10 protein-coding genes and 1 pseudogene are annotated in these 13,579 nt (G+C 55.8%); 1 reads left to right on the forward strand and 10 read right to left on the reverse strand.

What is annotated here, in order from left to right; genetic code table 11:
• Positions 1–350: 350 nt before the first annotated feature.
• The 6 genes and pseudogenes from CGZ66_RS32340 to CGZ66_RS32360 form a co-directional block, all read right to left on the reverse strand.
• Positions 351–1,010 carry a GntR family transcriptional regulator gene (locus tag CGZ66_RS32340; protein ID WP_143748925.1) on the reverse strand — a complete coding sequence of 220 codons (660 nt, stop codon included), beginning with the start codon at positions 1,008–1,010 and terminating at the stop codon, positions 351–353.
• Between the two features lie 222 nt (positions 1,011–1,232).
• Positions 1,233–2,087 (reverse strand): glutamate 5-kinase, encoded by an 855-nt coding sequence (proB, locus tag CGZ66_RS32345; protein ID WP_095090763.1) that lies wholly within the window; start codon positions 2,085–2,087, stop codon positions 1,233–1,235.
• Between the two features lie 162 nt (positions 2,088–2,249).
• Entirely contained in the window at positions 2,250–3,473 is a 1,224-nt protein-coding gene (locus CGZ66_RS32350; protein ID WP_095090764.1) for an ATP-grasp domain-containing protein, read from the reverse strand.
• A gap of 186 nt (positions 3,474–3,659) precedes the next feature.
• Positions 3,660–4,164, reverse strand: a pseudogene (locus tag CGZ66_RS41170) (transposase); the annotation flags it as partial.
• A gap of 320 nt (positions 4,165–4,484) precedes the next feature.
• Entirely contained in the window at positions 4,485–6,062 is a 1,578-nt protein-coding gene (locus tag CGZ66_RS32355) for a M81 family metallopeptidase (RefSeq protein ID WP_095090765.1), read from the reverse strand.
• A 241-nt stretch (positions 6,063–6,303) separates the two neighbouring features.
• Positions 6,304–7,212: a dihydrodipicolinate synthase family protein gene (locus CGZ66_RS32360; RefSeq protein ID WP_095090766.1), complete on the reverse strand. Its 909-nt coding sequence runs from the start codon at positions 7,210–7,212 to the stop codon at positions 6,304–6,306.
• A gap of 165 nt (positions 7,213–7,377) precedes the next feature.
• Between CGZ66_RS32360 and CGZ66_RS32365 the strand changes: the two genes are divergently transcribed.
• Positions 7,378–8,085 carry a GntR family transcriptional regulator gene (locus CGZ66_RS32365; protein WP_245331334.1) on the forward strand — a complete coding sequence of 236 codons (708 nt, stop codon included), beginning with the start codon at positions 7,378–7,380 and terminating at the stop codon, positions 8,083–8,085.
• 151 nt (positions 8,086–8,236) lie between these two features.
• On the opposite strand, the gene CGZ66_RS32370 is transcribed toward CGZ66_RS32365, so the two are convergent.
• From CGZ66_RS32370 to CGZ66_RS32385, 4 genes are read right to left on the reverse strand one after another with little or no spacing between them, the layout of a single operon-like run.
• On the reverse strand, positions 8,237–9,079 hold the full coding sequence (locus CGZ66_RS32370; RefSeq protein WP_095090767.1) for an ABC transporter permease: 843 nt from the start codon (positions 9,077–9,079) through the stop codon (positions 8,237–8,239).
• Positions 9,080–9,091: 12 nt separating this feature from the next.
• Entirely contained in the window at positions 9,092–10,036 is a 945-nt protein-coding gene (locus CGZ66_RS32375) for an ABC transporter permease (RefSeq protein WP_095090768.1), read from the reverse strand.
• Between the two features lie 28 nt (positions 10,037–10,064).
• Complete coding sequence (locus tag CGZ66_RS32380; RefSeq protein ID WP_095090769.1) at positions 10,065–11,660, reverse strand: ABC transporter substrate-binding protein; 1,596 nt, start codon at positions 11,658–11,660, stop codon at positions 10,065–10,067.
• A 26-nt stretch (positions 11,661–11,686) separates the two neighbouring features.
• Positions 11,687–13,549, reverse strand: coding sequence for an ABC transporter ATP-binding protein (locus tag CGZ66_RS32385; RefSeq protein ID WP_095090770.1), 1,863 nt, complete (start codon positions 13,547–13,549; stop codon positions 11,687–11,689).
• Between the last annotated feature and the right edge of the window lie 30 nt (positions 13,550–13,579).

The following is a 13,579-nucleotide window of genomic DNA, read 5'->3' on the forward strand; positions in this document are numbered from 1 at the left end:
GTCTCCGGGAAATGGTTCGGATCGGCTTAAGCAACCAAATCCTACGTCATTTCAACGGCTTGCACCACATCCGCCAACCCCCATGAATTTTCCGGGCTAGCTAGCGCGTTGTTGATCAGTGGCGCCAGGATAGCCAAGTTCATATTTCGGCACCACAGTTTGACCCATCAAGGGCAAATTCCTGCGATGCAGCAAACGTCGCAATCTGCTCGGATCCTGTGCGGACGGTTTATCCGACTTCGCAGGAGGGCGCCGGCGCCGAAACGGCGATGTTCACCTAAAAGCCTTCCTTAGCCCATCGTCTCGCTGGGGAAGATGCGGAGCAGGAAATGGAAACCCAAAAAGTTTGTTTATGATAACAACTTGATAGCGTTACATATATGACAACGAAGATAGTCTATTGCGTCGGAATTGCGCGCACCGCAAAGCCGCAGAAGCTCACGATGCTCCTTGTCGGCAGCGTGAATTCGACCAGACACCACAAGCGGTACTCGAACAAGTGGATGGGTGCGTAGGTGTATTTTTTCAATTACCGCCAATGTTTCAGAACGGTTAGACGGGAGGTATAGGCGTTTGTGGAATTGCCAGTTCATCTCTCCATGTTGAGAGATGCGTTTGTCCTGAGATTCTTTTTCAAAATCATCTAAGATCGCCTCGGCAGCAAATAAGTCTGATTCTTGAAAACGAGTAAGTGCATGCGATAGAATATCACATTCTAAAAGGATCCTGAGATCTAGCAGTTCGATAACTGTCTCGCGCTTCATTGAAATGGCGACGGCGCCTTTATGCGTTCTGAGGGAGACCAGTCCTTGCGCCTCCAATTGTCGGAGTGCCTCGCGAACTGGCACTCGGCTCACCTCATACTCTTTTGCGATAGTTTCCTGCAGGAGGGAGTCGCCGTCCCGAATTTCGCCGCTAAGAATGCGCTCTCGCAAAGCCTCAACAAGCATTTCAGGTAAGCTTTGTCGTCTAATTGGGAATCTTGCTTTCGCCGCGATGGGAGTTGCCAACCCTTGGTCCCTCTTCGTGCACGCATTCGTTCGAATGGTGTTGTCACATTGTTTGAAGTGCGGAGGAGTGACGATCTGGCCTCATGCTGTAAGAAGTGGACCGACCTCCCCTGGCCCATTGCCACCAAGGCGATGGTCCCTGCTTGCGCTAGTGCATCCGAGCCACTGTAGGCACTCGTCCAAACGACGATCGGCTGGGCAATTCAAACTGGGCGGATTTCTTCAAACGACTCCCCATGTTGCGGTCTCCTTCGCGGCTGGAATAAACCATTTTGATGGCGCACCGTTCTCGAGGGCGGCGAGCGGGTAAGACTTGTTTCCTTTCGCAATGACCACGTTGCAGCCCGCTTCCATCGCTATCCTTGCTGCCATCAACTTTGTTATCATGCCGCCCGAACCATGGCGCGCGGGGGAAAGGCTGGCCATGGTTTCCATCTCCGGGGTAATGCGCGACACCTGTGGGATCATGCGAGCCATCGGGTTGTCGTGTGGATCCTCCGTAAAGAGGCCATCAACGTCGGAAAGCAGAATGAGAACGTCGGCCTCAGCAATTTGCGCGACCCGTGCCGCCAGCCGATCATTGTCGCCTAGACAGGTCTCGGGCGTTGCGGTCGCGTCGTTCTCATTGATAACGGGTACGGCGCCAACTTTGAGGAGTTGTTGAAAGGCTGACCGCGCATTGCGGCGGCAGCGCTGGTCGTCTACATTTGCGCGGGCCAATAGCACCTGCCCCAGGCCAAACCCATGGCGTTTCAAGCTCTGTTCATTAGCGAGCATCAGTCGAATCTGACCAATCGCGGCGGCCGCTTGCTTCTCCTCAATTCGCAAAGATCTGCCCAGCTGCTTGAAGTGACGTGATCCAACAGCAACGGCACCGGAGGTGACAATGATCACCTGCTGGCCGCGTGCGAAAAATCGGACGACATCCTCTATCAACGTTTCAAGCCAAGGACCGCGCACCTCTCCCGTCTCTATATCGGCAACCACTGCGGAGCCAATCTTCACGATCAGCCGGCGAGCCGAAAGCAATTGGCTCGTCCTCGTCGCAAGACATATCTCCGTAATCTCTTCTTGCATTCAACAGCTTTCAGTTGCACGAGCGGTCAGGAACAAAGTTCGGCATCTCGTCGACTTGCGTCTCTCTCGCTCTCAATTGCATCAACGTTCGGACGGCGATTACCTACCAATCTGACGCCGCCCTGCCCCTTGTGCGGAAAAATTGAGTGCTGCCGATAATTTCTATTCGCCAAGCGTCGGAAATGGTGCGATCGACCAATCGATTAGATCGACGGCACGCTGAAGCGTCGCTTCGGTTAGAGCACGGCTGGGTGAGGCGGCGATAACATGTCCGATCCAGTCCCGGTGATCGCCTTTCCTGACGATCGGCGTATTGGGTCCAATATAGAATTCAACCTCGGCGATGCCTGGAACAGCAGTTGCGCGATTGTCGCCGTCGATCCAATCAAGGGTGCCATCGCGATCAGGAACCAGGATTCGTGCAGCCGCAACCTGCGAATGCCGTTTGCGCAGATTCCATTGGTCGCCTATGACAAGCTTGATGTGCTCGGTGACGAGATCGAGCCCGTAAGTCAGCTGAACCAGTTGAGGACCGGGCGCGCCACCAAGACGCGGATTAACTTCAATGACGACCGGGCCACGCTTCGTCCACCGGAATTCTATGCAGGTTGGCCCCCAACCAAGGCCGAGAGCGCGCAAACAGCTCAGCGAGACATCGACTATCCGCTCTTGCTCTTCATCAGTCAGTAGGGCCGGTAGGGTCACTTCACGAAACACGAAATACGGTTCGGGGCCGAACTCCCCGGCGTAAATCCCGATGACCTCATCTCCCATTATCTCGGTACTATAGTATGGGCCTTCTGCGAATTCTTCGACTAGTATCCGCGGCGAAGATTGCCAGACGTGCTTTCCGCAGAACAGATAGGTCGCGTGTTCGGCCAACTCATCGAAGTTGCGGCATAATCGGACACCGCTGCTACCGACGCCTACGGCTGGTTTAAGAATTACCGGCAGCCCAATTTCAGCGGCAGAGCTTTCTATGTCCACCGCATTCGTTGCCAATCGATAAGACGGTACTGAAACGCCGGCCTCCGCGAGGAGCTGACGTTGGGTGAATTTGTCGCAACATCGTTCAATCGAAGTAGGGTTTGGTCCCGGTAAATCGAAATACCGGCAGAGCTTGCCAACTGTCGCATAGACCGACTCCTTGGCGCACGTAATTCCGGCAATGTCATTGGTCGTACCCAGCCGGGAACATTCGCCGATCAAGGCAGCGAGATCGTCTGTATCGACACGGATCGCCTCAGCCCCTTCCGCCGCAATATAGTCGTACTGAGCTGGATCAGCCGACAGGGTAATCGGATGTAGGCCAAGACGCTGGGCCGCCTGGATGTACAACCGACCTGTCCTCGAGCCTTCAACCAGGATAAGCACTGTTTTGGCCATTAGCTGTTGATCCCCAGTTGCATGCCGTGCCGTGCCTCAGTCCAAAACGAGTCGACGTCAGGCTTTTTGACGCGCCTAGTCTCAAGACCTGTCGCGAAAGTATCATCGTCGGCGATTTGCGGTCGTGAAGTTGTGTGAATTTATTGTAAACAGCGGTTAATGCGGAGTGCTGGATCCTGGGCGAAAGGCGAAAGCGGTGGCAATGATGGCTGAGACAACCCTGGGGCCGCCCTTGCCGGCATGGGCGGTACCATTTCTCGTGAAATGGCCCCCCTGTGCGATGTCGAGCACTGCACTTTGCTAACGACTGCCTCTGCCTTCCTAGGCCTGACGCCGCTCAGGCCGCGAGGTGTCAGCTTGCGCGTGAACTCCGTCCAGTTCGGCTCGGCCTCGCGCCGGCCGTCCGCATTCCGCATTGACGGCGACGGGCGAAGATGACGGTCACCGAGACGATCCGCCAACCCCGGCGGCCCTTCAGGTAGGTGGCGTCGATACTCAGGTAGGGCCAATAGCCCTCTCGAACCGTTCGAGGAAGGCGTCGATCTCCTCGCCCCCTCGGCCAGCCGACGGACCTGGCTCTTGGAGATGCCGCTCATCCCCCTTGGCCTTGACCAGGTCGTCAACCGAATATGTCGAGATGCCCTGTACGTGGCTTCCTGGAAACGGCGGTCAGCGCCTTCTCGCCTTCTCGTTCTCTCCTTCCGAAATGGGTTGGCTTCAACAACCAAACCAACGGAAGTGCCGATATTCACGACACGCCGCTCACTCGCTACCAACGGCGCGCTCGCGGGCGGCTACACTACCTGAAGGGACATGGCCGGCGGAACTTCGGTGCGACATCCGCGTGGGTGAAAGGTGCAGCCACCAGGTGGATTGATGGATTTGGCCGGGCTGCATGGGCTTTCGAAACGCGCCCCGCATGGGGCGAGTTCGATGCTGCAGCCTGACCACAGCACCCCTTGGTCGGTTACTCTGGAATAGACTGATTTTGCGAGCCCAAATCCAAAGCTGTTACTCTAGGCTCTCGGCAACATGAAACTCACTCCGCTGACTGGCCATCGAGATCGGCATCCTGCGTACGCCGTGGCGCAGGTTCTTATACTCCAGAGTGTCATTCCGGCACCAATGCGCTCCAGGGGACTCCACCGTAAGAATCTCTTCGGCGATTGGCGCAAAGTCGGCACGGAAGTGAACTGCGCTTTTGACTGCCACAACCGACTGCTCGCTCGGCTCTATCCCGACCGCCCTCAACAGATCCTGATCGAGACACTGAAAGCGGACACTTGCTACGACGACCTGTACGCTCGATCCAGGGTCAAGGATGAGCAAGCGTGCCATGCGCCCAAGATCTACTTGCACACCGCCTAGGCATGGCCCATTAGCCACGAACACCCCGTCGGAAAGTGCTTCCACACGAACCCTGGCGAGATATGGTTCCGGATCGAAGTCATAGCGCCCACCAAGTCGAACATTGAGTTCCGCGCCCAGACCTGCGGTGTGCGCTTTTTCAGCCGTTTCTGAATCCCAAAGCAAGCCAAGCACACTATTTCGAAGGCCGCCCTCAACCATACCCTTCAGAAGTCCGATGGTATCCGACGTTCCTCCACAGCCAGGGTTGTCCTGCACATCGGCAAGGACAATCGGTGAACCTTTGCGCCCGTTGCGAGCAGCATGTTCGACAGCTTCCTTTACATCCAGAAGCGACATATGGAATCTTTCTTCAGCCTCCAGTATATCGTTCAGTTGCATATCTGCCGCCTTTGCGACTGCCGTCTCGTCGACCCCATAAGCGACAACTGCGGGCCCGCACTCGCGAATATCAGCCAACGGAAAGCCCAGCGCGACGTCTACGTTTAGAACTGCTCCTCTGACCCGTTCCGGCAGCCCAGCATAGAGTGACAGGCATGGCTCTAGATCAGTACACTGAGCAGGTAGCGGGATCAGGAATGGCGTCTTCCGGAGCGCTTTGATGAAGGGCCTCCCGTGGCGAATCCGCTGCTCCAGTAAATTGAAGGCGCGCCTGCCAGTATCAGCCATGTCTATGTGAGGGTAAGTGCGGAAAATAGTAATGCCATCGGATAGCTCGACCATGGCATCGGTGACATTGGCATGAAAATCCAAACTGATCACAATTGGAATATCTTGCCCGACGATTTCTCGCACGCGCCTTAATAATTCGCCTTCGCCGTCCTCATATGATTCGACAACCATCGCCCCATGCAGGTCAAGATAGATGGCGTCGAGGGTACCTGCGCTAGCGATCCCGTCACAGATCATTCCTGCAATTCGCTCGAAGGCGTCATCTGAGACGAAGCTGGTCGGCTCCGCCGCGGCCCAGACCAAAGGTATCAACTCATAGGTATCCTTCGCTGCGCTGATGAAGCCCCCGATGGGAATTTCAATCGGAGGAAAGACATCGAGCATGGCCGCACCGGTAGTGATAGCGGGCCACCCGCCACCGCGAACGAAGTCGTCAAAAGGGGCGCCGAACGGAGCAAATGTGTTGGTTTCGTGTTGAAAACCAGCGATAGCTACACGTGGGCGACCCGACCTAGAGCTGGCGAAGGTTGTCGGCGTTGAACGAACCATATCTCGACCTTTTGAACTTCAGTTGCTGTCTTATGAACGAACGACGTTTTGCCTCATAATCAGGGACGGCATGCCGAACGAGATTTTGCGCTCGCCTAACCACGAATGGGCTTGCTAACGTCCGGGAAGAGTATTTTCTGCGGTCCCAGGTGGTCTAACAGATGCGCACACCCCGACCCGAAGCGAACAACCCTTGCGCGATCGGATCATTGCGACGCACCGATTTCCTGCCGATCCTGAATCAGGCGGCCTTCTTGACCCGCTTGGCCAAAGTCTCGATTGCTAGCTGAATCGTCGATATGACGAACTCACGCTCTTCGCCGACCAGCGGCAAGCGTGGTGCACGCGTCCATTCCGGTGCGCCATAGACCAGGTTCTCGGCGAGCTTGATGTACTGAACCAGCTTGACGTGGGTGTCGAGATGGAAGGACGGCGTCAGGATGTGATAAAGCGCGCGCGCCTCCTCGTACTTGTTTTGGGCGCAGAGATTGAAGAGCTCGACGCATTCTGACGGCCAAACATTGGTCATGCCCGAAACCCAGCCGGTGACGCCAAGCGCGCAACTTTCGACAATCAGATCGTCGACGCCGCAGAAGACGCTGAAGCGGTCGCCAAGTTCGACAAACATGTCGGTGACGCGACGAATGTCGCCGGTTTCTTCCTTAACGCAAACGATTTCGGGAGTGCCGACGAGTTGCCTGAGAACGTTGACAGTGCAGTCTACGCCGTAGGCGATCGGGTTGTTGTAGATCATGATCGGCAGCGACGAGGCGCTGGCGACGCCCTTGTACCACTCGACCGTTTCGCGATCGTCGGTTTTGTAGCCGAGGCTTGGGAATACCATGAGCCCTTGGGCGCCAAAGGATTCATAGAGCTTGGCGTTGGCCCTCGCATTGTCGAGTGTTATTTCTGCAAGCCCGGAAAGAACCGGAACACGACCGGCTACCACTTCGACAGCACTGCGGATGATGTCCTCACGATCCTTCAGCGACATCGAAGCGTTTTCGCCTAGCATCGGAAGCACAATGACGCCGGAAACACCTGCCTTGACGAGGCGGTCAAGGCTGTCCTTGGTCGCCCGAAGGTCAACCTTGCCATCCATCGTCAACTTCGTTGTGACTGCGGGGAATACACCAGTCCACTTTGCCATGATTCTACATCCATATGCGATCCAACTGGATCCAATCTACATGACACCAAATGACATGTCTAGCCTTTTACGTCGTCCTTTTTTGGGATACCCTCAGCAAGCCGAGCCATCAGCATAAGCGAAAGAGGCGGCATTTCAATTTTGTGTGGTTGGATCCAAAAAACAATGGACAATATGCTGGAGCAGAAGAAGCAGCGCTCGAAATATCGCCTTCAGAGGCAGAGCCTACCGGAAGCGCTATCAGAGTCGTTGCGGGAACGAATTCTCAGTGGCGAGTTCAAAGAGGGTGACCCCCTCATACAGGAGGCTATCGCGGCGGAATATGAATGCAGCCGAATGCCTGTGCGCGAGGCATTTCGCCAGTTGGAAGCAGCCGGGTTGATAGTTTCCAAGATTCACAAGGGTGCAATTGTTTCGACATTGCCATCTGAGCAGATCATGGAATTGTTCGAACTTCGGGCAACGCTGGAATGCGATATTCTGAGCCGCTCTCTAGAGCATCTGTCGGACGAGGACTTGGCTCACTCGGCGCAAATTCTCAAGCGACTCGAAGTGGCATATCACACGCGCGACATTGCCAGGGTAGGCACTTTGAACTGGGAGTTTCACCGCAGTCTCTATCGGCCCGCCGGACGCATTCAGACACTCGCCATTCTCCAGGGCATCAACGTCCAAATTGATCGATATATCAGGATTCAGCTACTTTTGACTTCGGGCTTCGAAGAAGCGGAGCGCGAACATCGCCAAATTCTGAGCATGTGCAAAGACCGCGACCGTCAAGTTGTGGAGTTTATGCGAGGGCACATAATCAGGGCTGGTCATAACCTTCTGGAAGCGCTCAATAAGCGTCGAGTGAGCGACCCTGCTGCATAATCGCACCTGACGGAGGTCAAAGAAAGCACTTGATTACAACTGTGCTTCACAGGCGCTTTGCTTGTTCACAGGGACTGACCTGAGACCAATCTTTGCTCCAGCTCAATGGAGAGTCCGGGGTTTCATTGGTTTGGCTTCCTCCCCGAGACGCTCAATCAGGTAGGGTGAATCGCGGGTCGAGCATGTCCCGTGCCCCATCGCCTATCAAATTGATTGCGAGCACGACAACCGCAATAAGCACGCTTGGATAGAGAATCATATGTGGGGCGATCAAGGCAAAGGACCGTCCCTCGGCAACGATGTTGCCCCAACTCGGATGCTCGGGTGGAACGCCAACACCCACAAAGCTGAGGTAAGCCTCATAAAGGATCGCCACGCCGCAGATATACGTGGCCTGCACCGCGATCGGCGCCAACGCGTTCGGCAGGATGTACTTGAACAAAACACGGAGGGGCCCAGCGCCGTAGGACCGAGCTGCCTCTACGAAAACTTGCTCCCGCAGTGTCAACGTCAAGCTCCGGGCCAGTCGCGCAACACCCGGCACTTCCGGGATCGCCAAAGCTACGATCACAGTCAGGACCCCGCCACCAAAGATCGTCGCCAAGGCAATCGCAAGCAGGATCCCAGGTATAGCCATCATGCCGTCCATAATCCTCATCAAGATCTTGTCTGAGAGTTGCCCGGCTCCGGCGACGAGGCCCAGTATCGTTCCGATCGTTGTGGCCAGAGCCGCTGTAGCCAACCCGATCACGAGTGAAATCTGCCCCCCGTAAAGCACCCGCGCGAGAATGTCGCGACCGAACATATCGGTTCCCAGTAAATGACTATAGCTAGGTGGCTTGAGCCTTGCATCCGGAGTCATGGACAAGGGATCAACGCTAGTTAGGATCGGCGCCAAAAATGACACAAATACAACAACAAGCACAAAAATTGAAGCCACCAGCAAAGGAGTCGAAACCGGCCTGTTTTTTCGCCACGACAGAGAAAACGTCATCTCCAAATCTCCTCAGGTATATTTAATTCGCGGGTCGATAAACAAGTACGATAGATCAACCAGTAAATTTATCAAAACATATAGAAACGAGCTTATTAGCAAGACTCCCTGTATTACTGGCACATCCTTGTGTTGGATGGAATCGACCAAGAGACGTCCAACCCCAGGGATGGCAAACACTGTCTCGGTTATCACCACGCCGCCAAGCATATAAGCAAACGACATTCCAACTATCGTGACGAGAGGCACGGCGATGAGCCGGAGGCAGTGCCGCATGATAATTGTGAACTCATCGAGGCCTTTTGCCCGCGCGACCCGAATGAAGTCCTGGTTAAGGACCTCGATCGCACTCGCTCTCGTGATCCGAGTGATCAGCGCGGTCTGCGCAAATCCCAACATGGTTGCAGGCAGAAGCACATGCCTCAAAACTTCCCATGCTCCGCTTTCGAGCCCAGGGAACCCCGAGATAGGCATTGATCCAAAGTACACCCCGAACGTAAATATCAGCAAATAGCCAATGAGGAAGGCGGGTATTGCCGTTCCAGCAATACCGAAGAACGATACCAGTTGATCGGCGATGCCGCCCCTTCTCCGTGCGGCCAGCAGTCCTAATGGCACAGCGATGATGACAGAGACCAGAGTTGCTGCGATTGCCAGAATGATCGTCGGTTCGACTCGCGAGAGGATGAGAGCCAATACCGGCTGTTCAGAAAAGATCGAATTTCCGAGATCGCCCCGCAGGGCGCTCCCCAGCCAATGAAAGTACTGGGGTACAATTGGAGCATCCAGGTGAAGCCGCTCTCGAATAGCAGCGATCTGAGCGGGCGACGCATAGTCGCCCGCCAGTACCACCGCCGCATCCCCGGGGCTCAAATACGTTAGTCCGAAAACCACGGCCGTTACGACCCCCATCACCGGTATGATGGAAAGCATTCTGGTGATGAAATACCTGATCATAATAACCTCACGGCCGCGGATTGACGCGCTACTTGCTCTTGCGCCGGATATTCCAGAAATACACTTCAGGCGTTTCGGGGTTAAAACCTTCAATCTCAGCTCGGTAGACAACGGCCGCGGTGTTTTCTCCTGTCATTATGAAGGGCAGATAGGTAGATGCGCGGGCCTGGAGTTCACTGGCGATCTTTTTCTTCTCATTAAGGTCCCCGGCGCTGATGAATGCTGCCCGCAAGTCCTCGATACCCTTGTCGCAGGGCCATCCGAACCAAGCCTTGTCACAGTTAGAGGCAAGCATGAGATGTGTAAGCGGAGACGAGGCAGGCTGGCCTTCCATGATATTAGGGAACAGGTTCCAACCGCCTTCGGAAGCCGGCGCCTTAGAAGTACGGCGCGACGTCAGGGTCGTCCAATCCATTGCTTGCAGGTCAACCTGAGCACCGGCTTTTCTCAGTTGCTGCGCCATGTACAGCGCCCTTGCATGGGCTTCGGACCAATCTGTCGGGTCGAGAACCACAATCGGCTTTCCGTCGTAGCCGGCTTCTTCGAGGAGCTTTCTTGCCTTGTCAAAATCGGCGGCCCCCCGATGACCACTATAAGCGGACTCGTCGCCGTAAGTCCCTTCGCAGGTCAGAAAAGCATAGCAGGTGTGCCAGAATTCCTGGTCACCCACCGCTGCGCGATTGATCTCGGCCTGGTCAATCAGATAGGTAAGGGCCTCACGCGCCTTGACGTTATCGAATGGAGGCACCACGTGGTTTATGACGTACAGGCCTTGCGTGAAAAATCCTTTCGCTACCACGAGGTCCGGATTGCCTTTCAAAGCCAGAGCATTATCCATTGGAGGACCCGGCCAGATGTCTTGCTGCCCGGTCATCATTTCCGCCATCGCGGTGTTTGCATCCGGCACGTAAGACATTTCGATCTTCTCGAACGTCGCCTCTTTCTTGCCGGCAAAGAAGCTCGACGCATCGGTCCGCGGAATATAGTTGGGGTTTTTGGTATAGATGCGCGTTTGTCCTGGCTTCCATGACGTATAGTCAAATTGATAAGGTCCAGAGCCGGTTGTATCGGTTAACTGGTCCGTGGGCGGCAACGACGCAACTCGCTTGGGCATGATAAATGCAGGGTTCCCTGTGATACTGGCAAGCGCAGCGGGCACGTCGAATGGCTGACTCAACTCAATGCGAAATGTCAGATCATCGACTTTTGTCATTTCCTTGAGCCTGGCAGCCAACAACTGTCCGGTCTGGTCCCGGGAAGCCCAGCGCTTCAGGGACTGGATAACGTCGTCGGTCGTAATTGGGCCACCATCGGAAAATTTCAGATCTTTCCGAAGCTTAATGGTATAGCTTTTTTTATCGGCACTAAAGTCGACCTTGTCAGCCAATTGAGGACGTGCGGTGCCGTCTTTATCGAACTCAAACAACTTGTCGTAGATCAGATAGGCATGAACCAAGGTCGTGCCTGACGTCGTTACGATGGGGTCTATGGTCTTGAGATCTGTGTCAGCAATCACGCGGAGCGTATCGGCCATTGCCGTGCTGGCGAAAAGAATCCCGGCAAACAACGACGAAAGCATTACCCGCTTAGCGACGCTCTTGCTGCTGCTAGTGCTGGTCTTCATTTTTTAGTTCCCCTTTTTTTGGCCATTCAACAACAACGTCGGGCAGCGACGGCCGGCGCTTCCTTCTTTTCCCATTCTGGGTCCCAGATCATGACGGCGTGGCCGGATGAGACCTCGCGATACTGGCGCACGGGCGGGATGTAGTCCGCAGGTCGGATCGGGCTCTTAATCTCGTCATTGTTGAGCGGACGCTTCTGCAGTCGCCGCGCCGGATCGGCGATCGGCACTGCCGCGAGCAGCCGTTTGGTATAAGGATGCTGCGGATTCTGGAAGATCGCTTCACGCGGGCCGATCTCGACGATCTCTCCGAGATACATGACAGCGACGCGATGGCTGACGCGCTCGACCACCGCCATGTCATGCGAGATGAAGAGATATGCGAGCCCCATGCGGGCCTGCAGATCCAGCATCAGGTTGACGACCTGGGCCTTCACCGAAACATCGAGCGCCGAGACCGCCTCGTCTGCTATAATGAGCCGCGGCTCGAGGGCCAGCGCACGCGCAATGCAGATGCGCTGGCGCTGACCACCCGAAAACTCGTGCGGAAAGCGGTTCACCATGTCAGGCGAGAGACCAACGCGCTGCAGGAGGTCAGCGACCTTGTCGCGTGCTTCCGAACGGCTGGCAAGATTGTTGATCAGCAGCGGCTCGACAATCGCGGTGCCGACATTCATCCGCGGATTGAGCGATGCGAACGGATCCTGGAAGATCATCTGCATGCGATTACGTTGCTTGCGCAATTCGCTTTGGCTAAGCTTAAGAAGGTCGACGCCGTCGAGCAAAATCGAGCCCGACAGGGGCTCGGTCAATCGCATCAGCGCGCGGCCAGTCGTCGACTTGCCACAGCCTGACTCGCCGACCAGTGCTAAGGTTTCGCCGCTCTTGACGCTAAACGATATATTTTCAACTGCGTAGACGCGTCCCTTGACCGAAGAAAACAGACCCGAACGGATTTCAAAGCGCTTCGTCAAGCCGGCAACCTCTAGCACCGGGCGCTCGGGCTCCCTGATGGTGTCCGGCACCTCGGCCGGCACGTCGGATTGGCCAGTCGCGCGGTCGACGACCGGAAAGCGCATTGGTCGCCTTCGACCCTTCATCGAACCTAGCTTTGGAACGGCCGAAAGCAGCGATCGCGTATAGGGGTGATCGGGGCTGTGGAAAATGTCCTCGGTCGGCGCGGCCTCGACCACCTGCCCGTTGTACATGACCACCGTGCGGTCGGCGATCTCGGCGACGACGCCCATGTCGTGCGTGATGAAGAGGACGGACATGCCCTCCTCCTCCTGCAGCTCCTTCATCAGCTCCAGGATCTGGGCCTGAATCGTTACGTCAAGCGCCGTCGTCGGCTCGTCAGCGATCAATAGTTTCGGCTGGCAGGCTAGTGCCATCGCGATCATCACGCGTTGGCGCATGCCGCCCGAGAACCGGTCTGGATATTCGTGCAAACGCGCCTTCGCGGCTGGGATGCGCACCTTGTCCAAGAGACGAACGCTCTCGATTTCAGCCTCGGACCGTGATAGGCCGCGATGCAGGATCAGCGCCTCGGCGATCTGAAAGCCAATGGTCAACACGGGGTTCAGTGATGTCATTGGTTCCTGGAAGATCATGGCAATTTCGTTACCGCGGATACGGCGCATCTCGGCATCCGGCAGAGTGAGCAGCTCCTTGCCCTCGAGCTTGATTGACCCTTTGATCTCGCTCGAGCGCTCGGGGTTGAGCCGCATGATCGAGAGCGCAGTCACGCTCTTGCCGGATCCGGATTCGCCGACGACGGCGACAGTCTCTCTCGCTCCGATCTCGAACGACACGTCATTCACAACGGGATTCCAGCGCCCTCCCACTCGGAAGGAGGTGACCAAATGTGAAACTGAAAGGATGGGAGGAGTCATCTGCTGTTTAGCGCCGCGAAAAGTTTAGGT

Origin of the sequence: Mesorhizobium sophorae (genome assembly GCF_002270415.1) — a bacterium.
GTDB lineage: Bacteria > Pseudomonadota > Alphaproteobacteria > Rhizobiales > Rhizobiaceae > Mesorhizobium > Mesorhizobium sophorae.